This window comes from Streptomyces sp. NPDC005794, assembly GCF_042871445.1.
In the GTDB taxonomy this organism is placed as follows: domain Bacteria; phylum Actinomycetota; class Actinomycetes; order Streptomycetales; family Streptomycetaceae; genus Streptomyces.
Map to the genome: position 1 here is coordinate 68250 of NZ_JBIAIN010000004.1, position 21883 is coordinate 90132.

Below are 21883 nucleotides of genomic sequence, written 5' to 3' on the forward strand. Positions count from 1 at the left end.
ATCTGAGCCAAACACCCCTCAAGGGTGGCGAGAATCACGCCCTCACCCGCGCTCAGATGTCATCATCCGGACGCCTGGACGTCGGCGCGAGATCACCCGAGAGCTACACGCCGCCAACCGAACGTGATCAGATGTCTCGGGAGGCACCCGGGCGCGCACCCTCACCGAGGAATCGACGGGGCGGGCGCCGGATTCCACGAGAAATAACCGCTCATCTGAGCAACCTTTACCTGGGGCACTCGGTGCCCCTGCCCAGGAGCGGTGCTCAGCCGCCCGAGGTGTCCAGCTCCGCGTCGGCGCTCACGCCCGCGCAGTCGTACGGGTCCTTGAGCCAGCCGTCCGGCAGTGCCACCCGGTTGTTGCCGGAGGTGCGCCCTCGGGGGCCGTCCGCGCCGTCCGGCCAGGGCTGGTCCAGGTCGAGCTCCCGGAGCTGGCCGCCCAGCTCCTCCAGGGACGAGGTGACCGCGAGCCTCCTGCGCATGTCCGAGCCGACGGCGAAGCCCTTGAGGTACCAGGCCACGTGCTTGCGGAAGTCGATCACGCCGCGGCTCTCGTCGCCGATCCACTCCCCCAGCAGCGTCGCGTGGCGCAGCATGACGTCCGCGACCTGGCGCAGGGGCGGCGCCTGCCTCGCCCCCGTGCCCTCGAAGGCGCTGACCAGGTCCCCGAAGAGCCAGGGACGCCCCAGGCAGCCCCGGCCGACGACGACTCCGTCACAGCCCGTCTCGCGCATCATCCGCAGGGCGTCGTCGGCGCTCCAGATGTCGCCGTTGCCGAGGACGGGGATCTCGGGGACGTGCTCCTTGAGGCGCGCGATGGCGTCCCAGTCGGCCGTGCCGCCGTAGTGCTGGGCGGTGGTCCTGCCGTGCAGGGCGACAGCCGTGACGCCTTCCTCTACGGCGATGCGCCCGGCGTCGAGGTAGGTGGTGTGGTCGTCGTCGATGCCCTTGCGCATCTTGATGGTGACCGGGAGCTCGCCCGCCTGTGCGACGGCCTCACGGAGGATCGCGCGGAGCAGGGGCCGCTTGTACGGGAGCGCGGAGCCGCCGCCCTTACGGGTGACCTTGGGGACCGGGCAGCCGAAGTTCAGGTCGATGTGGTCGGCGAGGTCCTCGTCGACGATCATGCGGACCGCCTTGCCGACGGTGACCGGGTCCACCCCGTACAGCTGGATGGAGCGCGGTGTCTCGCTCGCGTCGAAGTGGATGAGCTGCATGGTCTTCTCGTTGCGCTCGACCAGCGCCCGCGTGGTGATCATCTCGCTGACGAACAGCCCCTTGCCGCCGGAGAACTCTCGGCACAGGGTGCGGAAGGGCGCGTTGGTGATGCCGGCCATGGGGGCGAGCACGACCGGCGGCTGCACGGTGTGCGGGCCGATCCGGAGCAGCGGGAGGGAGGGGGCGAGCGTGGTCATGGCCCCATTGTCCCGCACCCGGACGGCGGCACGGATGCGGCCCGTGCGGGGCGCGTACCGCCCGCTCGAACCTCGGCGAGGGCCGACTCCAGCAGCCGTTCCAGCCCCCGCCGGGATTCCTCGTCCGAGGGGACGTACGTCACCAGGCGCGGGCCGGCCGAGGGGCCCAGCCACAGATCGGTGTGGTCGAGCCTGAGCAGCCCCACCCGGGCGTTGACGAAGGTCTTGGTGCGGTTCGAAGGTCCGACGACCTCGTGCCGGGCCCAGATCTCGCCGAACTCCGGTGAGGCCGCCTCCAACCGCGCCAGCAGTGCCTTCCAGGCGGGCTCGGCCAGGTGTTCCGCCATCGAGGCGCGGAATTTGGCGGCCATCACCCGGCGCATGCCGGGCAGATCGACGACGGAGGCGCGCCATTCCTCGTTGATGTAGGCGAGCAGCATGCAGTTGCGGTCCTCGGGGGCGACGGCGTCCAGGTCGCCCAGCAGCCGCCCGTAGGTGCGGTTGTAGGCGAGGATGTCGTACCGGCTGTTCTGGATGCAGGCCGGGAAGGGCTCCAGGCGCGTGAGCATCTCGTGGAAGGCCGGGGTGACCCCGGTGCAGTCCGAGCCCGGCGCGGGGTCGACGGCCCCGGCGAGGGAGAACAGGTGGGTGCGCTCGCTGCGGTCGAGCAGCAGAGCACGGGCCAGCGAGTCGAGGACCTGTGGCGAGACCTGGATGTCGCGCGCCTGCTCCAGCCAGGTGTACCAGGTGACGCCGACCGCCGAGAGCTGGGCGACCTCCTCGCGGCGCAGACCGGGGGTCCGCCTGCGCCGGCCGCGGGGCAGACCGACCTGCTCGGGGGTGATCCGCTCACGGCGGCTGCGGAGGAAGCCGGCGAGCTCGTGCCGCCGGACGTCCGTCTCGGGTACCTCGGTCACCACGGTCGTCATCCTCCCAGCGTGCCGAACGCCCGGACGTATTGCCAGGTGCTCCGTGTACCAGGATAAAGAGACTCTGGTACCAGGCTGGCTGCCGGTCCAGTCTCGATGACGTGAGTGAATCCTCGGTACTGACGAACACGTCCGCCACCGGCACCCCGGTGGCGGAGTACGACCATCCGGCGCCCGTGCTCGGAGGGCTCGGTCTGTTCACCGTGCTCCTCGGCGCGGCACTGCCGCTCATCGACTTCTTCATCGTCAACGTCGCCCTGCCCACCATCGACCACGACCTGGCCGCGGGCCCCGCCCTGCTGGAACTGGTCGTCGCGGGCTACGGGCTCTCGTACGCGGTGCTGCTCGTCCTCGGCGGGCGCCTCGGCGACATGGCCGGACGGCGCAGGCTCTTCCTCATCGGGATGGCCGCCTTCGGTCTGACCTCCCTCGCCTGCGGACTGGCCCCGGACGCCTGGACCCTCGTGGGGGCGCGGGTCGCGCAGGGCGCGGCCGCCGCGCTGATGCTGCCGCAGGTGCTCGCCACCATCCAGGCGGCCACCGCCGGGCACCGCAGGGCGCGGGCCATGAGCCTGTACGGGGCGACCGCCGGGCTCTCCATGGTCGCCGGGCAGATCCTCGGCGGTGTCCTGGTCTCCGCGGCTCCGCTCTCCTCGGTGTTCGGCGAGAGCGCGGGCTGGCGGTCGGTGTTCCTGGTGAACGTCCCGGTGGTGGTGGCCGGGCTGGTCCTCGCCGCCCGCTCGATGCCCGAGACCCGTTCGGACCGGCCCGCCCCCGTCGACGTACCGGGCACCCTGCTGCTGGCCGCGTCCCTGGTCACGCTGCTGGCCCCGTTGACGGAGGGGCGTGCGGCGGGCTGGCCGTTGTGGACCTGGGTGTCCCTGGGCCTGTTCCCCTTCGTCGCGCTGGCCTTCTACCGGGTGGAGCGGCGGGCCGACGCGCGGGGCCTGACACCGCTGGTGCCGCCGAGTCTGCTGCGGCTCGATTCGCTGCGGCGCGGCCTGACGCTGGTGGTGCCGTTCTCCATCGGCTTCGGCGGCTTCATGTTCGTCATCGCGGTGGCCCTCCAGCAGGGCCTGGAGATGGGCCCGGCCGCGGCGGGGCTGTCGCTGGCGCCGATGGCCACCGCCTTCTTCCTGGCCTCCCTGGCCGGCCCCCGGCTGGTACGCCGCTTCGGCAGCCGGGTCGTGACGGCCGGCGGGCTGATCCAGGGCGTGGGCGTCACGGTGCTGGCGCTCACGGTGTGGCGCGGCTGGCCGGACCTCGGGCTGCTGGGGCTGCTGCCGGGGGTCGCGATCGCGGGGCTCGGGCAGGGGCTGCAACTGCCCGTACTGATCCGCATCGTGCTGTCCGACGTGCCCGCCGAGCGCGCCGGGGTGGGCGGCGGCGTGATGACGACGACGCAGCAGGCCGCGCTGGCGCTGGGGGTCGCCACGCTCGGAACCCTGTTCCTCGCGCTGGCGCCGGGCTCGGGGATGCGTGACGCGCTGATCGTGACGCTGCTGGTGCAGCTGGCGGCCGTCGTCCTGACCACCCTGCTGAGCCTGCGGCTGCCCCGCACGGTGAGGTGAGGGGGACGGACACGGGCCCGGATCACCGAGGTGATCCGGGCCCGTGTCCGTACGGGTGGGACGAGGAGATCAGCTCTCGGCCGGTGCGTCCTGCGCCGGTGCGGCCTCTGCGGCGGCGGCGCGCTCACGCATCTTGCGCACCAGCTCCTGCTTCTTGTCCTCGGCGGCCTTGCGGTCGTTGTCGCGTGCGGGGCCCGCGCCCTGCTGTTCGGCGCGGGACAGCTTCTTGCGCTGTCCGCCCACGCCGAGGAGGTTGTTGCGGCTCTTGGCCACGGGGTTCTCCCATTCGTAGTGAGGAAGTGAGGATGACGTGTCGTGTATCGATCCGATGGGCGACGGGCGGTCGGGCCCGTCGCGCGCTCACTCGTAGATCTGGAAGAACGAAGACATGGCGAAAAGGTACCCCGGCCGGCGGGGCGCCTCATCCGTTTTTTTCCGGCCACTCCCGGCACCGGCTCAGGCAGTCGGGTCGACCGTGGCCTGGTGGACCTCCGTCAGGTGCTCCTCGGCCTTCAGCCAGGGAAGGAACTGCGCCGCCTTGCGCCAACCGCAGGTGTCGCAGGTCAGCTGCCGCTGCATCCCCGACTTCCTTACGTGAACGACGTGTTCACGACCGTGCTGATCCCATCTGCTGACCTTGCTCGTGGTCATGGACGGCATCGTGGCCTCCCTGTGGACGAGTGCGCCCAGTCTGCACGAAGCCCCCGGTTCCGTGCGGCGGAACCGGGGGCTTCGTGGTGAAGGAAGGGTGCGGTCAGCAGCCCAGGAGGCGGGAGCCGAGGTAGCTCTGGATCTGGTCCAGGGAGACGCGCTCCTGCTTCATCGTGTCGCGCTCACGCACGGTCACCGCGTTGTCGTCGAGGGTGTCGAAGTCGACGGTGACGCAGAACGGCGTACCGATCTCGTCCTGACGGCGGTAACGGCGGCCGATGGCACCGGCGTCGTCGAACTCGATGTTCCAGTTCTGCCGCAGGTCGGTGGCGAGACCCTTGGCCTTCGGCGACAGCTGCGGGTTGCGGGACAGCGGCAGGACGGCGACCTTGACCGGCGCGAGACGCGGGTCGAGGCGCATCACGGCGCGCTTCTCCATGACGCCCTTGGCGTTGGGCGCCTCGTCCTCGCTGTACGCGTCGAGGAGGAACGCCAGCAGCGAGCGGCCGACACCGGCCGCGGGCTCGATGACGTACGGCGTGTAGCGCTCGCTCTTCTCCTGGTCGTAGTAGGAGAGGTCCGTACCGGACGCCTTGGAGTGCGCCGTGAGGTCGTAGTCGGTGCGGTTGGCGACGCCCTCCAGCTCGCCCCACTCGCTGCCGCCGAAGCGGAAGCGGTACTCGATGTCAGCGGTGCGCTTGGAGTAGTGGGAGAGCTTCTCCTTCGGGTGCTCGAACCACCGCATGTTCTCCTCGCGCAGGCCCAGGCCGGTGTACCAGTTCCAGCGCTGCTCCATCCAGTACTCCTGCCACTCCTCGTCCTCGCCCGGCTTGACGAAGAACTCCATCTCCATCTGCTCGAACTCGCGGGTGCGGAAGATGAAGTTGCCCGGAGTGATCTCGTTCCGGAAAGACTTGCCCATCTGCGCGATGCCGAACGGCGGCTTCTTGCGCGAGGTCTGCTGCACCTGGCCGAAGTTGGTGAAGATGCCCTGGGCGGTCTCGGGGCGCAGGTAGGCGACCGAACCGGAGTCCTGCGTCGGGCCGAGGTGGGTGGAGAGGAGACCCGAGAACTGCTTGGGCTCGGTGAAGGTGCCCTTGTTACCGCAGTTGGGGCAGTTGAGGTCGGCCAGGCCGTTCACGGGCGCCTTGCCGTGCTTCTCCTCGTACGCCTCCTCCAGGTGGTCGGCGCGGTAGCGCTTGTGGCAGGAGGTGCACTCGGTGAGCGGGTCGGAGAACGTGGCGACGTGACCGGATGCGACCCAGACCTCGGGGGCCAGGATGACCGACGAGTCGAGACCGACCACGTCCTCGCGCGCGGTGACCATGTAGCGCCACCACTGGCGCTTGAGGTTCTCCTTCAGCTCGACGCCCAGCGGCCCGTAGTCCCAGGCGGCCCTCTGGCCACCGTAGATCTCACTACAGGGGTAGACGAAGCCACGGCGCTTGCTCAGGCTGACGATGGTGTCGATCTTGTCGGCGGCCACGGTGCTCTCTTCATTACGACGGCGAAATGGGACAAGGGACGGCGCGAAGCGCCTCGGTGGGGGGTGGTGCTCAGGAGACGGGCGGGCGAATGCACCAGATTACCGGCGGGCGCACCCCCCGTATCAAATCGGTGGGGCGCATCGCGGTCATGGGGCTCGGTTCCGGGCATCTCATCAGCCTTGTTGACAATCGTTTCCACATTTGTTGAAAATGAGTGTCATGAACGTACGTCGCCTCATACCCACCGCCGCCGTCGCGGGAGCAGTCGCCCTCGGCCTCACCGCGCTCTCCGCCTGCTCCTCCTCCGACGCGGCCGAAGGAGGGAATGACGGCAAGCTGGACGTGGTGGCGTCGTTCTACCCGATGCAGTTCCTGGCCGAGAAGATCGGCGGATCCCATGTCTCCGTCACCTCGCTGACGAAGCCGGGCGTGGAACCGCACGACCTGGAGCTCTCCCCCCAGCAGATCGGCGGTCTGAGCGACGCCGACTACATCCTCTTCCTCAAGAACGTCCAGCCCGCCGTCGACGACGCCGTCGCGCAGGCCGGTGTCGAGAACACCGTGGACGCGGCCACCCTCACCACGCTCGAGAGCCACGGCTCCGAGGTCGACGGCCACGACCACGGTGGCGAGGAGCACGCGGGCGAGGACCACGCCGAGGAGCACGAGGGCGAGGAGCACACCGAGGAGGCGGCCCTCGACCCGCACGTCTGGCTGGACCCGGTGAAGTACGCCGAGGTCGCCGAGGGCGTCGGGAAGTCCCTGGAGAAGGCCGACCCCGACAACGCCGCGGACTACCGCGAGAACACCGCGACCCTCGTCGCCGAGCTGAACACGCTGGACAAGTCCTTCGAGGCCGGACTGAAGAACACCGCGACGAAGACGTTCATCACCACGCACTCCGCCTTCGGGTACCTCGCCGAGCGCTACGGCCTCACCCAGGAGGGCATCGCCGGCCTCGACCCCGAGACCGAGCCCAGCCCGGCCCGGATCGACGAGATCCACACCGTCGCCGAGAAGAACAAGGCCACCACCGTATTCTTCGAGACGCTCGCCAGCGACAAGACCGCCAAGACCTTGGCGAAGGACCTCAGCCTGAAGACCGACGTCCTGGACCCGCTGGAGGGAATTACCGACAAGTCCGCGGGCGCTGACTACATCGAGGTCATGGAGTCCAACCTGGCCGCGCTGCAGAAGGCCCTCGGCGCGAAGTGACCCGAGCAGTACCCCGACCCAGCCGCAGCACCGGAGGCGATCGTGCCTGAGCCCAGTACGCCAGAACCCGTGATCAGCATGCGCGGAGCCACGGCGACGCTCGGCGCGCGCCCGGTGCTGCGCGGTGTCGACCTCACCGTCCACCGCGGCGAGGTCGTGGCCCTGCTCGGGGCCAACGGCTCCGGCAAGTCCACCGCCGTGCGCTCCGTCATCGGCCAGGTGCCGCTCACCGGCGGGACCGTCGAGCTGTTCGGCACGCCGCTGCGCCGCTTCCGGCAGTGGGCCCGCGTCGGGTACGTACCGCAGCGCACCACGGCGGCCGGCGGCGTTCCCGCCACGATCCGCGAGGTCGTGGCCTCCGGGCGGCTGTCGCGTACGAAGTTCGGACTGCTCGGCAAGGCCGACCGGGCGGCGGTGGACCGGGCCGTCGAGCTGGTCGGCCTCACCGACCGCGCCAAGGACTCCGTGGACGCCCTCTCCGGCGGCCAGCACCAGCGGGTCCTGATCGCCCGCGCGCTCGCCGCCGAGCCCGAGGTGCTGATCATGGACGAGCCGATGGCCGGCGTCGACCTGGTCAGCCAGGAGATCCTCGCGACGACGCTGCGCGAGCAGGTCGCCGACGGGGCGTCGGTGCTGCTCGTCCTTCACGAGCTCGGCGCCCTGGAGCCGCTGATCGACCGGGCGATCGTCCTGCGCGACGGCTGTGTCCTGCACGACGGGCCGCCCCCCGAGGCCGTGGGCCAGCACGCTTCCCCAAGCTCTCAACTCCGTTCGAGCAGGGGAGACCCCAACCCCGGCAACTGCCACGGACACCCCCACGCGGCCTCCGAGCCCGTCCGGACGGGACTGCTGAGCTGATCATGCTGGAATTCCTGAACCCCCCCTTCATGCAGCGCGCACTGATAGCCGCCGTCCTCGTCGGGATCACCGCCCCGGCCATCGGCATCTATCTGGTCCAGCGCCGCCAGGCCCTGATGGGCGACGGCATCGGCCACGTCGCGATGACGGGTGTCGGCCTCGGCTTCCTGCTCTCCACCAACCCGGTCTGGATGGCGACGCTCGTCGCCGTGGCCGGTTCGGTCGTGATGGAACTCATCCGCTGGTACGGACGCACCCGCGGCGACATCGCCCTGGCCATGCTGTTCTACGGCGGTATGGCGGGCGGGGTGATGCTGATCAACCTCTCGGACACCGGCTCCAACGCCAATCTGACCTCGTACCTCTTCGGCTCCCTGTCGACGGTCTCCGAGGAGGACGTCACCGCGATCGTGGTGCTGGCCGCCTTCGTCGTCCTGGTCACGGTGGGGCTGCGGCGGCAACTGTTCGCGGTCAGTCAGGACGAGGAGTTCGCCCGGGTCACCGGACTGCCGGTGCGCGTGCTCAACCTGCTGGTCGCCGTGACGGCCGCGGTCACCGTCACCGTGGCGATGCGGGTCGTGGGCCTGCTGCTCGTCAGCGCGCTGATGGTGGTGCCGGTCGCCGCCGCCCAGCAGATCTCGAAATCCTTCAAGGTGACGTTCGTGCTGGCCGTCGTCATCGGGACGGCCGTCACCCTGGCCGGCACCGTGACCTCGTACTACCAGGACGTGCCGCCCGGCGCGACGATCGTGCTGCTGGCCATCGCCGCGTTCGTCGTGCTGACCGCGCTCGCCACGCCGCTGGCACGCAGGCGCGCCAAGGACCACGAGAGCGAGGCGGACCGGTGCACCCTTGAGGTACCGGGAGCCCGCCCCGCCTCCGACGACGTACGGGTGTGACCGTGCCCCCGGGACGGGCTGGCACAATGGCCCGACACACGTACGGGCGACACGAGGAGGCAGCTGTGCCGACGGCGCCGATCAGTGGCACGAACGCGGCTCCGGTGCGCGGCCGGTCAACCCGGCAGCGGGCGGCGGTCGCGGCGGCGCTCGACGAGGTCGACGAGTTCCGCAGCGCCCAGGATCTGCACGATGTACTCAAGCACCGGGGTGATTCGGTCGGGCTGACCACGGTCTACCGGACGCTCCAGTCACTCGCCGACGCCGGCGAGGTCGACGTACTGCGCACGACGGACGGCGAGGCCGTCTACCGGCGCTGCTCGACGGGTGACCATCATCACCATCTGGTCTGCCGCCTCTGCGGCAAGGCCGTCGAGGTCGAGGGTCCGGCCGTGGAGCAGTGGGCCGAGACCATCGCGGCGCAGCACGGCTATGTGAACGTGGCCCACACCGTGGAGATCTTCGGGACGTGCGCGGACTGCGCGGGCGTCAAGGGCTGACCCCCCGCGCGCAGGACGACCGTCCCGGAGGGGGCCCCGGCAGCGGGGCCCCCTCCGCGCGGTGTCAGCCCTTGACGATGTCCTCGGCGCCGCCGAAGCGCCGGTCGCGCCGGGCGAACTCCAGGCAGGCGTTCCACAGGTCGCGGCGGTCGAAGTCCGGCCACAGGACGTCCTGGAAGACCATCTCGGCGTACGCGCTCTGCCAGATCAGGTAGTTGGACGTGCGCTGCTCCCCGCTGGGGCGCACGAAGAGGTCCACGTCCGGCATGTCCGGGTAGTAGATGTACTTCGCGAACGTCTTCTCGTTGACCTTCGAGGGGTCGAGCTTCCCTGCCGCGACGTCCTGCGCGATGCGCTGCGCGGCGTCGGCGATCTCGGCCCGGCCGCCGTAGTTGACGCAGAAGTACAGCGTCATTCGGTCGTTGTCCTTCGTCTGCTCCTGGGCGATCTGGAGCTCCTGGACGACGGACTTCCACAGCTTCGGCATGCGGCCGACCCAGCGGATACGGATGCCGAGCTCGTCCATCTCGTCACGGCGGCGACGGATGACGTCGCGGTTGAAGTCCATGAGGAACTTCACCTCGTCCGGCGAGCGCTTCCAGTTCTCCGTGGAGAACGCGTACAGCGAGAGGTTCTTGACGCCCATCTCGATGCAGCCCTTGAGGACGTCCATGACGACGCCCTCACCGACCTTGTGGCCCTCGGTGCGTGGAAGTCCCCGCTCCTTGGCCCAGCGGCCGTTCCCGTCCATCACGACGGCGACGTGCTTGGGCACGAGCTCGCCGGGGATCTTCGGCGGGGTGGCGCCGGAGGGGTGCGGCTCGGGGGTCTTGTACTCACGCCGGTTACGGCCACCGAGCATCCCGCGTACTGCCATGGGCTTCTCTCGTCTCCCTGTGTCACTTCTCTACGTACCGCAGCGAGCGCAGACCGCGCTCCAGATGCCAGTGCAGATAGGCGGACACGAGCCCGCTCCCCTCCCTGACATGACGCGCCTCGGACGCGTCCGCCGTCTCCCAGTCACCGGTGAGCAACGCGCTCAGCAGTTCGACGGCCTCCGCCGAGGGTACGACGCTGCCGGGCACCCGGCAGTCGCCGCATATGACCCCGCCCGCCGCGACGGAGAAGAACCGGTTCGGTCCGGGCATTCCGCACTTGGCGCAGTCGACGAAGCTCGGGGCGTAGCCGTTGACGGCGAGGGAACGCAGCAGGAACGCGTCCAGGATGAGGTTCGGCGCGTGTTCGGCGCGCGCCAGGGTGCGCAGCCCGCCGACGAGCAGCAGGTACTGCTGGACCGCGGGCTCTCCCTCGTGGTCGGTGAACCGCTCGGCGGTCTCCAGCATCGCGGTGCCCGCCGTGTAGCGGGCGTAGTCGGAGACGATGCCGCCGCCGTACGGAGCGATCGTCTCGCTCTGGGTGCACAGGGGGAGGCCGCGGCCGATCAGTTCGCTGCCGCGCGCGAAGAACTGCACGTCCACATGGGAGAAGGGTTCCAGCCGCGCCCCGAATTTGGACTTGGTGCGGCGCACCCCACGGGCCACGGCACGCACCCGCCCGTGGCCGCGGGTCAGGATCGTGATGATCCGGTCGGCCTCGCCCAGCTTCTGCGTACGCAGCACGACGCCGTCGTCCCGGAACAAGCTCATACGCCCATTGTCGCGCACCGGCGCGCCCGGAGGGCCCGTGAGGCCCGCGAGGGCCTCGGGAGGGGCCTAGGAGGGCGTACGCGCCGCCTCGAGCAGCTTCGCGGTGTCGGCGGGGCAGAGCTGGAGCGCGCTGCCCACCGTGGTCAGCACCTGGCGCTCCGCCTGGCTGTAGGGCCCGTCGGCGAGCGCGATCCTGGCACCCCGCAGCAGGACCGCCTCGCGGCCGGCCACGGCCAGGTGCGGCGCGAGCGGCTCCAGGACCTCGTGCAGTTCGATGGCGAGCGCGGCGCCACAGGCCTCGGCCGCGGGGTCGTACCCGTCACCGGCCCCGGTCTCGGCGGCGAGCACCTCGACGATGGTGAAGAGCTGTTCCTGGGAGCAGTCGTCGAGTCCCGCGTCGCGGACGGTGGCCGCGGCGGTCTCCAGGACCGTGCGGGAGGTGGTGCCGCCGGCGGCGAGCACGGCCAGCGTGACGGTGTGCACGGCCTCCCGCAGCATGGCGGAGAAGCGGGTGGTGGTGGGGTGGTCGAGGGCGTCGGGCGCGAAGTGTGTCCCGCAGGCGGCGCATTCGACGACGGGCCCCGCGCTGCCCCGGGCCAGCAGCGGCACGCCGAGGACGGTGAGGCGGTGGCGGCCGTTGAGGCGGCGGTAGTTGCGGTCACCCCCGCAGCACCGGCAGAAGAACTCGCCGTCGCCGACGGTGTCCCAGACGGTACGGGTGCCGTAGATGCGCAGTCTTATGGCGCGTTGTCCTTTGGCTGTCCGCACGTCGCACACCTCCGTAACTCCACGGCAACATTGCCGCGTGGACGTGATGTTAGCCACACGCGTGATGTGGCGTCAGTATCCCGGACGTCACAACACCGGGATATGGCCGAACCCCGCCCACCCTGGACGGGTGAACGGGGCTCTCGGGCCGGGCAGTTCAGCGGCGTATCGGTTGTTTGCCCGGAATACCGCCTGATGGTGTCACCGGGTCGCGCGGTTGACCGCGGAGACGACCGCCTTGAGCGAGGCGCGCGTGGTGTTGGCGTCGATGCCGATGCCCCACAGCACCTTGCCGTCGATCGCGCACTCGATGTAGGAGGCGGCCTGCGCGCTCGCGCCCTCGCTCATCGTGTGCTCGGTGTAGTCCAGCAGGCGGGCGTCGATGCCGATGGCCTGCAGCGCTTCGAAGAACGCGGAGATCGGGCCGTTGCCCGTGCCGTTCAGCACCGTGTCCACGCCGTCGACGGTGGCCTCGACGGTGATCGTGTCCTGGCCGTCGGAACCGGTCGTCGTCTGGCCGGAACGGATCTGTACGCGACCCCATCGACCCGCGGTGTTCTCCGGGCTCGGCAGGTACTCGTCCCGGAACGTCGACCAGATCTGGCCCGGCGTGACCTCGCCGCCCTCGGCATCGGTCTTGGCCTGAATGATCCGGGAGAACTCGATCTGCATCCGGCGCGGCAGGTCCAGCTTGTGGTCGTTCTTCAGGACGTAGGCGATTCCGCCCTTGCCGGACTGCGAGTTGACCCGGATGACGGCCTCGTAGGAGCGGCCGACGTCCTTCGGGTCGATCGGCAGGTACGGCACCGCCCACTCGATGTCATCGACGGTCTTCCCCTGGGAGGCGGCGTCGGCCTCCATGGCGTCGAAGCCCTTCTTGATGGCGTCCTGGTGGGAGCCGGAGAAGGCGGTGTAGACCAGGTCGCCCGCGTAGGGGTGGCGCGGGTGGACCTCCATCTGGTTGCAGTACTCGCTGGTGCGGCGGATCTCGTCGATCTGCGAGAAGTCGATCTGCGGGTCGACACCCTGCGAGAAGAGGTTCATGCCCAGCGTGACCAGGTCGACGTTTCCGGTGCGCTCGCCCTGGCCGAACAGGCAGCCCTCGATGCGGTCGGCGCCCGCCATGATCGCCAGCTCGGCGGCGGCGACGGCCGTGCCGCGGTCGTTGTGCGGGTGGACCGACAGGCAGACGTACTCGCGGCGGGACAGGTTGCGCGACATCCACTCGAAGCGGTCCGCGTGGGTGGACGGCGTCGAGCGCTCCACGGTGGCGGGCAGGTTGAGGATGATCTCGCGCCCCTCCTCCGGCTGCCAGACGTCGCAGACCGCCTCGCAGACCTCCAGGGCGAAGTCCAGCTCGGTGTCCGTGAAGATCTCCGGGCTGTACTGGTAGCCGAAGACCGTCTCGTCACCCAGGATCTTGTCCGCGTACTCCATGACCAGACGGGTGCCGTCCACGGCGATCTGCTTGACCTCCTCCTTCGAGCCGCGGAAGACCACGCGGCGGAAGGTGGGGGCGGTGGCGTTGTACAGGTGAACGGTGGCGCGCCGTGCGCCGACCAGCGATTCGACGGTCCGCTCGATCAGTTCCTCACGGGCCTGCGTCAGGACGGAGATCGTCACGTCCTCGGGGATCGCGCCCTCTTCGATGATGGAGCGTACGAACGCGAAGTCGGTCTCGCCCGAGGACGGGAAGCCGACCTCGATCTCCTTGTAGCCCATGCGTACGAGCAGGTCGAACATCTCGCGCTTACGGGCCGGCGACATGGGGTCGATCAGGGCCTGATTGCCGTCCCGCAGATCGGTGGACAGCCAGCGGGGCGCCCGGGTGACGCGGTTGTCCGGCCAGGTGCGGTCGGAGATGTCCACGGCCTCGTAGCCGCGGTACTTGTGCACCGGCATACCGGAAGGCTTCTGCAGGTGCGTCCCGTTGGTCACCGGGGTGGGGCCACCCACGGGGGCGGCGGCGTTCTCGGCGGGATTTACGGCAGTCATGGCGTACGGCTCCTCTGAGGTCCAGCAGGGGCGGCCGACTCTGTCGCTGCACAGCGAACTCCGCGGGGAGGGAGCCGGCCTACGACTACAGGCCCTCGCCGCGGCAGCTAAGAAGGAGCAGCTCGAAACGCATGATGCGGCCACACTAACCGAGGGGCGCCTGGTGCATCGGCTCGTATCAGTATGCGGGATCCCGCCTTCGTGAAGGCAGAACAGTGATACATCACTCTATTTCGTCAATCGCGATCGCAACCCGTGACAGTGCGATGACGGAGTGCCACAGTCATTTGCATGCAGCCTCGACCGAACCACGAGTTCCAGCCCGTCTTCTGCACGATCGTGCCGCCCCACGTCCTCGACAAGCTGTCCCAGGCCGACGACCCGCGCCTGGCCGATCCCGCGCGGCGCACCCTGGAGTCCGACGGTGCCCGGCGTCACCATCGGCGGGTGACCGCGCTGGCCCGGACCCCGACGACCGCCCGTACCTCCGCCCCGGTCCCCACCAAGCCCCACCGCACCCTGCACGACTGCCGGCACGGCACGGATCTGCCGGGCGTCAAGGTCCGTGACGAGGGCGACGAAGCCACCCAGGACGCCAGCGTCAACCGCGCGTACGCGGGGCTGGGCGCCACCTTCGATCTGCTGCTCACGGAGTACGGCCGCAGCTCGATCGACGGCAAGGGGCTGCCGCTCATCGGCTCCGTGCACTACGACGAGAAGTACAACAACGCGTTCTTCGACGGCGAGCAGATGGTCTTCGGGGACGGTGACGGCGAGATCTTCCTCGACTTCACCGTCGCCATCGACGTGATCGCCCACGAACTGGCGCACGGCCTCACCCAGTACACCGCCAACCTGGCGTACGAGGGCCAGTCGGGCGCGCTCAACGAGTCCGTGTCGGACGTCTTCGGCTCCCTCGTCAAGCAGTACTCACTGGGCCAGAGCGCCGACCAGGGCGACTGGCTGATCGGCGCGGGGCTGCTCGCTCCCCGAGTCAGCGGCGTCGCGCTGCGTTCGATGAAGGCCCCGGGCACGGCGTACGACGACGATGTGCTGGGCAAGGACCCGCAGCCCGGGTCGATGGACGACTACGTCGAGACGGACGAGGACAACGGCGGGGTCCACATCAACTCCGGCATCCCCAACCGCGCCTTCTACCTGCTGGCCACGGCACTGGGCGGTAACGCCTGGGAGCGGGCCGGCCGGATCTGGTTCGACGTGCTGACCGGCGGTGAGCTGGCCCAGGACGCGTCCTTCACGGACTTCGCCAAGCTCACCGTCGCGGCGGCGCAGCACAGGTTCGGGGAGGGAGGCGACGAGACCGAGGCGGTGCTGAAGGCTTGGTCGGAGGTGGGCGTGCCGACCCGCTGACCGGGTAGAGGAAGGCGGGGCCGTCCGGGCGGGTTCAGGCAGGAGCCAGTACGCATGCGCATTCAGGTGAGCCGGACCGGCGGGTTCGCCGGCATCGCACGGCACGGCGAGGTCGAGACCTCGGGGCGGCCCGACGCCGCAGCATGGGAGGCCCTGGCCGAAGCGGCGCTCGCCGCCGGCCGGGGCGGCGCGCACGCGGGAGTGCCGGACGGCTTCCGCTACCGGATCACCGTGGGCGACCGGACGGTCGACTGCGCGGACCCACGCCTGACCGAGGCGCAGCGGACGCTGATCTCCCGGGTCCTCAAAGAGGGTGCATAGGCCCTCCCCCCGCCCGCGGGCGGACGGCCGCCCCGGGAGACCGGCCTCAGAATCCCAGCTTGCGCAGCTGCTTCGGGTCGCGCTGCCAGTCCTTGGCGACCTTCACATGCAGGTCCAGGAAGACCGGCGTGCCCAGCAGCGCCTCGATGTGCTTGCGCGACTTCGTGCCGACGTCCTTGAGCCGCTTCCCCTTCGGGCCGATGATGATGCCCTTCTGGCTGGGCCGCTCGATGTAGACGTTCGCGTGGATGTCCAGCAGCGGCTTGTCCGCCGGACGGTCCTCGCGCGGCAGCATCTCCTCGACGACGACCGCGATGGAGTGCGGCAGCTCGTCCCGTACGCCCTCCAGGGCGGCCTCACGGATCAGCTCCGCGACCATGACCATCTCGGGCTCGTCGGTGAGGTCACCCTCCGGGTAGAGCGGGGGGCTCTCGGGCAGGAGCGGGGCGATCAGGTCGGCGAGCAGGCTCACCTGCTGGTCCTTGACCGCCGAGACCGGGATGATCTCCGCCCACTCGAAGCCGAGCTCGTCGGCCAGCGCGGAGACGGCGAGGAGCTGTTCGGCGAGGGCCTTGGACTCGACCAGGTCGGTCTTGGTGATGATCGCGATCTTCGGGGTCTTCTTGATCCCGGCGAGTTCCTTGATGATGAACTTGTCGCCCGGGCCGAGCTTCTGGTCGGCGGGCAGGCAGAAGCCGATGACGTCGACCTCGGCCCAGGTGGTCCGCACGACGTCGTTCAGCCGCTCCCCGAGCAGCGTGCGCGGCTTGTGGAGGCCGGGCGTGTCCACCAGGATCAGCTGGGCGTCGTCGCGGTGCACGATGCCCCGCACCGTGTGCCTGGTGGTCTGGGGGCGGTTGGAGGTGATCGCCACCTTCTGACCGACCAGAGCGTTCGTGAGGGTGGACTTGCCCGCGTTGGGGCGGCCCACGAAGCAGGCGAAGCCGGCCCGGTGGGGGGCGGTGTTCTCAGCCTGCTGCGCAGCAGCTTCTGTGTTCGGTCGAGCGCTCATGGCGCCCATTCTCCCCGATCCGGGCGGCGGCGTTGCACAGCAGGGCGCCGCCGCACCGAATCAGCCTGCGGCCACCGTGGACCGGAGCGTCCCGTCGGGCGCGGCGAGCAACACGGGCGTGTCAGGTCCGCCCAGGTCACGAACGGCGGCGCGGTCGGCGTCCGAGGCGGTCGCGGCCTCGGAGACGACGGCCGCGGCCTCCAGAGAAGTGGCGCCGCCGGCCACAGCCATCGCGACGGCGGTCTGCAGCGCGCTGAGCTTCAGCGACTCCAGGGTCACGGTGCCGGCGGCGTACGTACGTCCCGTCTCGTCCCGTACCGCCGCGCCCTCCGGCACTCCGTTGCGGGCGCGGACGCTGCGCGCCAGCGTGACGATCTTGCGGTCCTCGGTCCCGAGGTCGGTGCTGTCGGTCATGTGCCGAGCATACGAAGGGTGCCGGTTCGGCCGGGGGGCGGGGCCGCCGCCGGCCGACCCGTGCGCGCCTACGGCCGGTCCAGGCGCAGCCGTTCCGCCTTGGGGAGTCCGGCCACCACCAGGTCGTAGCTGTCCTCCACGAGCTCCCGGACCATCCTGTCCGGGAGCTCGGAGACCGTCACGGTGTTCCAGTGGCGCTTGTTCAGGTGCCAGCCGGGGACGATCGCGGGGTGCTCCTTGCGGAGCCGCAACGCCTCGTCCGGATCGCACTTGAGACTGACCTTCAGAGGCCGCGCGTCGAGCACCACGAGGGCGAAGATCTTGCCCAGGACCTTGAAGACCGAGACCTCGGGCCCGAAGGGGAACTCCTCCGTGCTCGCGTTGAACTCCAGGCAGAACGTGCGCAGCTCCTGGGGAGTCATGGCGTTTCCACTCCCTCCGGTTCCACCAGCACCGTGACGATCTTGTTCCTCCGGCCCGCCGGGGACTCCGCGGTGAGACGGAGCTTGCGCCCGTCGGGGAGGTCGACGATCGAGGAGGCTCCGGAGATCGGGACCCGCCCGAGCGCCTTCGCCAGCAGACCGCCGACCGTCTCCACGTCCTCGTCGTCGTACGCGTCGAGACCGAACAGCTCCCCGAGGTCTCCGATGTCGAGCCGGGCCGTCACCCGGAAGCAGCCGTTCTCCAGCTCCTGGACCGGCGGGAGTTCGCGGTCGTACTCGTCGGTGATCTCGCCGACGATCTCCTCGAGGATGTCCTCGATGGTGACGATGCCGGCCGTGCCGCCGTACTCGTCGATGACGACGGCGACGTGGCTGCGGTCCTGCTGCATCTCGCGCAGCAGGTCACCGGCGTTCTTCGTGTCGGGGACGAACGCGGCGGGGCGCATCGCCGTGGAGACCAGGTCCGCCTCCGCTTCCCGGTTGATGTGCGTCTTGCGGACCAGGTCCTTGAGGTAGACGATGCCGACGATGTCGTCCTCGTTCTCCCCGGTGACCGGGATCCGGGAGAAGCCGGAGCGCAGAGCGAGGGTCAGCGCCTGACGGACCGTCTTGTACCGCTCGATGCACACCAGGTCGGTACGGGGCACCATGACCTCGCGCACGAGGGTGTCGCCGAGCTCGAAGACCGAGTGCACCATGCGGCGCTCCTCGTCCTCGATGAGCGACTCCTGCTCGGCGAGGTCGACCATCGCGCGCAGTTCGGCCTCGCTGGCGAAGGGGCCCTTGCGGAAGCCCTTGCCGGGAGTCAGCGCGTTACCCAGAAGGATCAGCAGCTGTGGGACGGGCCCCATGATCCTGGCCAGCGGCAGCAGGACGTACGCGGCGGCCGTGGCGGTGTTCAGCGGGTGCTGGCGGCCGATGGTTCGCGGCGAGACCCCGATCGCGACGTAGCTGACGAGGACCATCACGCCCATGGCGACGGTCAGCGCCTCCCAGGTCTCGGAGAACTCCTTGAGGCAGGCGTACGTGACGAGCACGCCGGCCGACATCTCGCAGGCGACCCGGACGAGCAGGGCCACGTTGAGATAGCGGGTGGGGTCGGCGGCGACCTGTGCCAGCTTGGCACCGCCCCGGCGTCCCGCCCGCACGGCCTCAGCCGCGCGGAAGCTCGACGTACGCGCGATCCCGGCCTCGGCGCAGGCCGCGAGCCAGCCGACGACGATCAGCAGGACCGCGCCGGAGATGAGGGGCACGCTCACGAGACGGTGGGGGCGGGGGACGGACCGGTCAGTCCGCGCTCGCCGCGCCAGCCGTCGACGATGGCCGCCTGGAGGCCGAACATCTCGGCCTTCTCGTCCGGCTCCTCGTGGTCGTAGCCGAGGAGGTGCAACACCCCGTGGACGGTGAGGAGCTGGAGCTCCTCGTCCATGGAGTGCTGCGTCCCGGCGTCCTCGCCCTGCTTCTTCGCGACCTCCGGGCAGAGCACGATGTCACCGAGGAGCCCCTGCGGGGGCTCCTCGTCGTCCTTGGCCGGGGGGCGGAGCTCGTCCATCGGGAAGGACATGACATCCGTCGGGCCCGGGAGGTCCATCCACTGGATGTGGAGCTGCTCCATGGCGGCGGTGTCCACCACGATCACGGAGAGTTCGGACAGCGGGTGGATCCGCATCCGGGCGAGCGCGTAGCGGGCGATGTCGAGGATCGCCTGCTCGTCGACCTCGGTTCCGGACTCGTTGTTGACGTCGATCGACATGGTGCGCTGCGGCTACTTCCCGTTGCGGCCCGTCGGGGCCTTGACGTTGTCGTACTTCTCGTACGCGTCGACGATACGGCCGACGAGCTTGTGCCGGACGACATCCTGGGAGGTGAGCCGGGAGAAGTGCACGTCATCCACGTCCTGGAGGATCTCCTGGACCTGGCGGAGACCGCTCTTGGTGCCGGTCGGGAGGTCCACCTGGGTGACGTCACCGGTGACGACGATCTTCGAGTCGAAGCCGAGGCGGGTGAGGAACATCTTCATCTGCTCGGCGCTGGTGTTCTGCGCCTCGTCCAGGATGATGAAGGCGTCGTTCAGCGTCCGGCCACGCATGTACGCCAGCGGCGCGACCTCGATGGTGCCCGCGGCCATCAGCCGGGGGATCGAGTCGGGGTCGAGCATGTCGTGCAGGGCGTCGTAGAGCGGGCGCAGATACGGGTCGATCTTGTCGAAGAGCGTGCCGGGCAGGAAGCCGAGCCGCTCCCCCGCCTCGACGGCCGGCCTGGTGAGGATGATCCGGCTGACCTGCTTGGACTGCAGGGCCTGGACCGCCTTCGCCATGGCGAGATAGGTCTTGCCGGTGCCGGCGGGGCCGATGCCGAAGACGATGGTGTGCTTGTCGATCGCGTCGACGTACCGCTTCTGGTTGAGCGTCTTGGGGCGGATCGTGCGGCCACGGCTGGAGAGGATGTTCTGGGTGAGCACCTCCGCGGGGGTCTCGGCGCCGTCCCCGGTGCCGTTCCCGCTCGCCCTGAGCATGGCGATCGAGCGTTCCACAGCGTCCTCCGTCATCGGCAGACCGGTGCGGAGCACCAGCACCATCTCGTCGAAAAGGCGCTGGATCAGGGCGACGTCGGCCGCGCTTCCAGTCGCGCTTATTTCGTTGCCCCGGACATGGATGTCGACGGCCGGGAACGCCGTTTCGATGACGCGCAGCAGCGAATCGCCCGATCCGAGGAGCATCACCATGGGGTGTGCGGCCGGAATGCTGATCTGGGCGCGCGCCTGCGGCTGTGTAGGTGACTGAGTCATGGGCCGGCCCTCGGGCCTGCGCATACCTCCCGTTGCAGGGCCGTCGCTGCTCGACCGCCTCTGGAGTACCAGCGTACGACTCCGCACCGACAACACCGAGAGGTTTTACCTGGTGATCATCAGGCCTTCACTGCCGGAAGCCGATGGTCGGGACGGCGCGGCGCAGGGGCCACGCCCTGCTCGTGGCGGGCAGCAGGTCCTCCAGGAAGGCGTAGCGCTCCAGGGCTGCCGGGTCCTGGTCGGCGTGGGTGCGCACCTGCTGCCACCAGCCGGCGATCTCCGCCCATCCGGGGGCGGACAGTGAGCCGCCGAACTCCTGCACGGACAGGGCCGCCGTCAGCCCGGCGAAGGCGAGGCGGTCGGCGAGCGGCCAGCCGGCCAGCGTCCCGGTGACGAACCCGGCGACGAAGACGTCGCCCGCTCCGGTGGGGTCCAGGGCCTCCACCTCGATGGCGGGCACCTCGGCGGCCGTCCCGGTCTCCCGGTCCACCGCGTAGGCGCCCTCCGCCCCCAGCGTGACCACGGCGAGGGGTACCCGCTCGGCCAGGGCGTGGGCGGCGGCGCGCGGGCAGTCGGTGCGGGTGTAGCGCATGGCCTCCTCGGCGTTGGGCAGGAAGGCCAGGCAGTGGCCGAGGTCGGGCAGGGCGTCCAGGTCCCAGCGGCCGGTCTCGTCCCAGCCGACGTCGGCGAAGACCATCGCGCCGTTCCGGGCGGCCCCGGCCACCCAGGGCTCGCTGCGGCCGGGGGTCAGCGAGGCGACGGCGGCTCGGGCGCGCGGCGGGCAGTGCGGGAGCGTGTGGGCGGGCACCGGGGAAGCGGTGGGGGGCGGGGCCTCGTGACCGTGCGAGACCATCGTGCGTTCACCCTCGTACGCCATGGAGACGGTGACGGGCGAGTGCCATCCGGGGACCGTGCGCGACATGGACAGGTCGATGCCCTCACCCTGTTCGAGGGCGTCCCAGCAGTACTCGCCGTAGTGGTCGTCGCCGAAGGCGGCGGCCAGGGAGGTGCGCAGGCCGAGCCGGGCGAGCGCGGTGGCCATGTTGGCGACGCCTCCGGGGCTGGATCCCATCCCGCGGGCCCAGGACTCCGTCCCACGCACCGGTGCGCTGTCCAGGCCGGTGAAGATGATGTCCAGGAAGACCGTGCCGGTCAGGAAGACGTCGCAGGCCGGGTCCTGCGGGGCGCGCAGCCCGGACAGCGGGTCGATGCCTGGATTGACTGTGCTCACCGTGCGCTCCCGGCCGTGGCAGATCTGGACAGTGCAAGATCCGGCCAGTCTGCCGGATCCGTCGCCGTATCCGGAAAGCCCGCGCCGTTTCGCGCATACTCGCCCTCACCTGCATAAACATGCGCGACTACCCGGCTCGATGACACATAAACCCGCATGTGACCCAGATCACATCGAGTCGACTTTCCGTCGCCTGGGCACGCTTGATACAAATTGCCCCGCGAGCACCGTTCGGGACAGTCGACGACGAGTGCCGCTTCTCCCGCATTCCCCCGTTTCTCGCGCCTCGCCCTCCCCTGCTCATCCGCGTTTCCCGCCTTACCCTCCCCTGCCTTCTTCTGCCTCCTCAGGCATGTCTTCAGGAACGCCC

23 protein-coding genes are annotated in these 21883 nt (G+C 69.9%); 7 read left to right on the forward strand and 16 right to left on the reverse strand.

Annotated features, from left to right (window positions below):
- Window positions 1–265 precede the first annotated feature (265 nt).
- Together dusB and ACFYQ5_RS07430 are read right to left on the reverse strand one after the other, a co-directional pair.
- Window positions 266–1414, reverse strand: a complete 1149-nt coding sequence (gene dusB / locus ACFYQ5_RS07425) for a tRNA dihydrouridine synthase DusB (RefSeq protein WP_389194433.1) — start codon at window positions 1412–1414, stop codon at window positions 266–268.
- On the reverse strand, window positions 1411–2343 hold the full coding sequence (locus tag ACFYQ5_RS07430; RefSeq protein ID WP_389194435.1) for a helix-turn-helix transcriptional regulator: 933 nt from the start codon (window positions 2341–2343) through the stop codon (window positions 1411–1413). Before ACFYQ5_RS07430 ends, dusB begins: the two co-directional genes overlap by 4 nt.
- 101 nt (window positions 2344–2444) lie before the next feature.
- Here ACFYQ5_RS07430 and ACFYQ5_RS07435 point away from each other — a divergent pair, with 101 nt between their 5' ends.
- The gene (locus tag ACFYQ5_RS07435; protein ID WP_389194438.1) at window positions 2445–3914 is read left to right on the forward strand and encodes an MFS transporter; all 1470 of its coding nucleotides are present in this window, start codon (window positions 2445–2447) and stop codon (window positions 3912–3914) included.
- A 69-nt stretch (window positions 3915–3983) separates the two neighbouring features.
- Here ACFYQ5_RS07435 and ACFYQ5_RS07440 read toward each other — a convergent pair whose 3' ends face one another.
- The 3 genes from ACFYQ5_RS07440 to ACFYQ5_RS07450 form a co-directional block, all read right to left on the reverse strand.
- Window positions 3984–4187, reverse strand: coding sequence for a DUF6243 family protein (locus ACFYQ5_RS07440; protein ID WP_031091793.1), 204 nt, complete (start codon window positions 4185–4187; stop codon window positions 3984–3986).
- 183 nt (window positions 4188–4370) lie between these two features.
- Window positions 4371–4574 (reverse strand): hypothetical protein, encoded by a 204-nt coding sequence (locus ACFYQ5_RS07445; RefSeq protein WP_389194441.1) that lies wholly within the window; start codon window positions 4572–4574, stop codon window positions 4371–4373.
- A 94-nt stretch (window positions 4575–4668) separates the two neighbouring features.
- On the reverse strand, window positions 4669–6051 hold the full coding sequence (locus tag ACFYQ5_RS07450) for a glycine--tRNA ligase (RefSeq protein WP_389194444.1): 1383 nt from the start codon (window positions 6049–6051) through the stop codon (window positions 4669–4671).
- 220 nt (window positions 6052–6271) lie between these two features.
- Between ACFYQ5_RS07450 and ACFYQ5_RS07455 the strand changes: the two genes are divergently transcribed.
- The 4 genes from ACFYQ5_RS07455 (at window position 6272) to ACFYQ5_RS07470 (ending at window position 9524) form a co-directional block, all read left to right on the forward strand.
- On the forward strand, window positions 6272–7267 hold the full coding sequence (locus ACFYQ5_RS07455; RefSeq protein WP_389194447.1) for a metal ABC transporter substrate-binding protein: 996 nt from the start codon (window positions 6272–6274) through the stop codon (window positions 7265–7267).
- Between the two features lie 78 nt (window positions 7268–7345).
- The gene (locus ACFYQ5_RS07460; RefSeq protein ID WP_389195349.1) at window positions 7346–8125 is read left to right on the forward strand and encodes a metal ABC transporter ATP-binding protein; all 780 of its coding nucleotides are present in this window, start codon (window positions 7346–7348) and stop codon (window positions 8123–8125) included.
- Window positions 8125–9024, forward strand: a complete 900-nt coding sequence (locus ACFYQ5_RS07465; RefSeq protein WP_359472598.1) for a metal ABC transporter permease — start codon at window positions 8125–8127, stop codon at window positions 9022–9024. Before ACFYQ5_RS07460 ends, ACFYQ5_RS07465 begins: the two co-directional genes overlap by 1 nt.
- Window positions 9025–9089: 65 nt before the next feature.
- Complete coding sequence (locus tag ACFYQ5_RS07470) at window positions 9090–9524, forward strand: Fur family transcriptional regulator (protein ID WP_389194450.1); 435 nt, start codon at window positions 9090–9092, stop codon at window positions 9522–9524.
- Between the two features lie 64 nt (window positions 9525–9588).
- On the opposite strand, the gene ACFYQ5_RS07475 is transcribed toward ACFYQ5_RS07470, so the two are convergent.
- The 4 genes from ACFYQ5_RS07475 to leuA all read right to left on the reverse strand — a co-directional run bounded on the left by ACFYQ5_RS07475 (window position 9589) and on the right by leuA (window position 13933).
- Window positions 9589–10401 carry an isoprenyl transferase gene (locus tag ACFYQ5_RS07475; RefSeq protein ID WP_389194453.1) on the reverse strand — a complete coding sequence of 271 codons (813 nt, stop codon included), beginning with the start codon at window positions 10399–10401 and terminating at the stop codon, window positions 9589–9591.
- Window positions 10402–10423: 22 nt separating this feature from the next.
- A complete protein-coding gene (gene recO / locus ACFYQ5_RS07480; protein ID WP_014156371.1) occupies window positions 10424–11170 on the reverse strand; it encodes a DNA repair protein RecO in 747 nt (248 codons plus the stop codon).
- A 66-nt stretch (window positions 11171–11236) separates the two neighbouring features.
- A complete protein-coding gene (locus tag ACFYQ5_RS07485; protein ID WP_389194456.1) occupies window positions 11237–11938 on the reverse strand; it encodes a TerB family tellurite resistance protein in 702 nt (233 codons plus the stop codon).
- A 201-nt stretch (window positions 11939–12139) separates the two neighbouring features.
- Window positions 12140–13933: a 2-isopropylmalate synthase gene (gene leuA / locus ACFYQ5_RS07490; protein WP_389194459.1), complete on the reverse strand. Its 1794-nt coding sequence runs from the start codon at window positions 13931–13933 to the stop codon at window positions 12140–12142.
- A 291-nt stretch (window positions 13934–14224) separates the two neighbouring features.
- Here leuA and ACFYQ5_RS07495 point away from each other — a divergent pair, with 291 nt between their 5' ends.
- Together ACFYQ5_RS07495 and ACFYQ5_RS07500 are read left to right on the forward strand one after the other, a co-directional pair.
- Window positions 14225–15304, forward strand: coding sequence for a M4 family metallopeptidase (locus ACFYQ5_RS07495; RefSeq protein WP_389194461.1), 1080 nt, complete (start codon window positions 14225–14227; stop codon window positions 15302–15304).
- 54 nt (window positions 15305–15358) lie between these two features.
- Complete coding sequence (locus ACFYQ5_RS07500) at window positions 15359–15625, forward strand: protealysin inhibitor emfourin (RefSeq protein ID WP_389194464.1); 267 nt, start codon at window positions 15359–15361, stop codon at window positions 15623–15625.
- Between the two features lie 46 nt (window positions 15626–15671).
- Here the strand turns inward: ACFYQ5_RS07500 and era are convergent, their stop codons facing one another.
- The 7 genes from era to ACFYQ5_RS07535 all read right to left on the reverse strand — a co-directional run bounded on the left by era (window position 15672) and on the right by ACFYQ5_RS07535 (window position 21513).
- Complete coding sequence (era, locus tag ACFYQ5_RS07505; RefSeq protein WP_389194467.1) at window positions 15672–16646, reverse strand: GTPase Era; 975 nt, start codon at window positions 16644–16646, stop codon at window positions 15672–15674.
- Between the two features lie 51 nt (window positions 16647–16697).
- The gene (locus ACFYQ5_RS07510; RefSeq protein WP_389194470.1) at window positions 16698–17051 is read right to left on the reverse strand and encodes a cytidine deaminase; all 354 of its coding nucleotides are present in this window, start codon (window positions 17049–17051) and stop codon (window positions 16698–16700) included.
- A gap of 68 nt (window positions 17052–17119) precedes the next feature.
- A complete protein-coding gene (locus ACFYQ5_RS07515; protein ID WP_389194473.1) occupies window positions 17120–17473 on the reverse strand; it encodes an MmcQ/YjbR family DNA-binding protein in 354 nt (117 codons plus the stop codon).
- Complete coding sequence (locus ACFYQ5_RS07520) at window positions 17470–18753, reverse strand: hemolysin family protein (RefSeq protein WP_389194475.1); 1284 nt, start codon at window positions 18751–18753, stop codon at window positions 17470–17472. Before ACFYQ5_RS07520 ends, ACFYQ5_RS07515 begins: the two co-directional genes overlap by 4 nt.
- The gene (gene ybeY, locus ACFYQ5_RS07525) at window positions 18750–19247 is read right to left on the reverse strand and encodes an rRNA maturation RNase YbeY (RefSeq protein ID WP_329228708.1); all 498 of its coding nucleotides are present in this window, start codon (window positions 19245–19247) and stop codon (window positions 18750–18752) included. The genes ACFYQ5_RS07520 and ybeY overlap by 4 nt, the downstream gene beginning before the upstream one ends.
- 12 nt (window positions 19248–19259) lie before the next feature.
- The gene (locus tag ACFYQ5_RS07530) at window positions 19260–20282 is read right to left on the reverse strand and encodes a PhoH family protein (protein WP_389194478.1); all 1023 of its coding nucleotides are present in this window, start codon (window positions 20280–20282) and stop codon (window positions 19260–19262) included.
- Between the two features lie 127 nt (window positions 20283–20409).
- Window positions 20410–21513, reverse strand: coding sequence for a carbohydrate kinase family protein (locus tag ACFYQ5_RS07535; protein ID WP_389194481.1), 1104 nt, complete (start codon window positions 21511–21513; stop codon window positions 20410–20412).
- Window positions 21514–21883 lie beyond the last annotated feature (370 nt).

Excerpts from the sequence above, each read along its gene's own strand:
- dusB (WP_389194433.1), bottom strand. The coding sequence starts at position 1,414 with ATGACCACGCTCGCCCCCTCCCTCCCGCTGCTCCGGATCGGCCCGCAC.
- ACFYQ5_RS07430 (WP_389194435.1), bottom strand. The coding sequence starts at position 2,343 with ATGACGACCGTGGTGACCGAGGTACCCGAGACGGACGTCCGGCGGCAC.
- ACFYQ5_RS07445 (WP_389194441.1), bottom strand. The coding sequence starts at position 4,574 with ATGCCGTCCATGACCACGAGCAAGGTCAGCAGATGGGATCAGCACGGT.
- ACFYQ5_RS07455 (WP_389194447.1), top strand. The coding sequence starts at position 6,272 with ATGAACGTACGTCGCCTCATACCCACCGCCGCCGTCGCGGGAGCAGTC.
- ACFYQ5_RS07460 (WP_389195349.1), top strand. The coding sequence starts at position 7,346 with ATGCGCGGAGCCACGGCGACGCTCGGCGCGCGCCCGGTGCTGCGCGGT.
- ACFYQ5_RS07475 (WP_389194453.1), bottom strand. The coding sequence starts at position 10,401 with ATGGCAGTACGCGGGATGCTCGGTGGCCGTAACCGGCGTGAGTACAAG.
- recO (WP_014156371.1), bottom strand. The coding sequence starts at position 11,170 with ATGAGCTTGTTCCGGGACGACGGCGTCGTGCTGCGTACGCAGAAGCTG.
- leuA (WP_389194459.1), bottom strand. The coding sequence starts at position 13,933 with ATGACTGCCGTAAATCCCGCCGAGAACGCCGCCGCCCCCGTGGGTGGC.
- ACFYQ5_RS07495 (WP_389194461.1), top strand. The coding sequence starts at position 14,225 with ATGCAGCCTCGACCGAACCACGAGTTCCAGCCCGTCTTCTGCACGATC.
- ACFYQ5_RS07500 (WP_389194464.1), top strand. The coding sequence starts at position 15,359 with ATGCGCATTCAGGTGAGCCGGACCGGCGGGTTCGCCGGCATCGCACGG.
- era (WP_389194467.1), bottom strand. The coding sequence starts at position 16,646 with ATGGGCGCCATGAGCGCTCGACCGAACACAGAAGCTGCTGCGCAGCAG.
- ACFYQ5_RS07510 (WP_389194470.1), bottom strand. The coding sequence starts at position 17,051 with ATGACCGACAGCACCGACCTCGGGACCGAGGACCGCAAGATCGTCACG.
- ACFYQ5_RS07515 (WP_389194473.1), bottom strand. The coding sequence starts at position 17,473 with ATGACTCCCCAGGAGCTGCGCACGTTCTGCCTGGAGTTCAACGCGAGC.
- ybeY (WP_329228708.1), bottom strand. The coding sequence starts at position 19,247 with ATGTCGATCGACGTCAACAACGAGTCCGGAACCGAGGTCGACGAGCAG.
- ACFYQ5_RS07530 (WP_389194478.1), bottom strand. The coding sequence starts at position 20,282 with ATGACTCAGTCACCTACACAGCCGCAGGCGCGCGCCCAGATCAGCATT.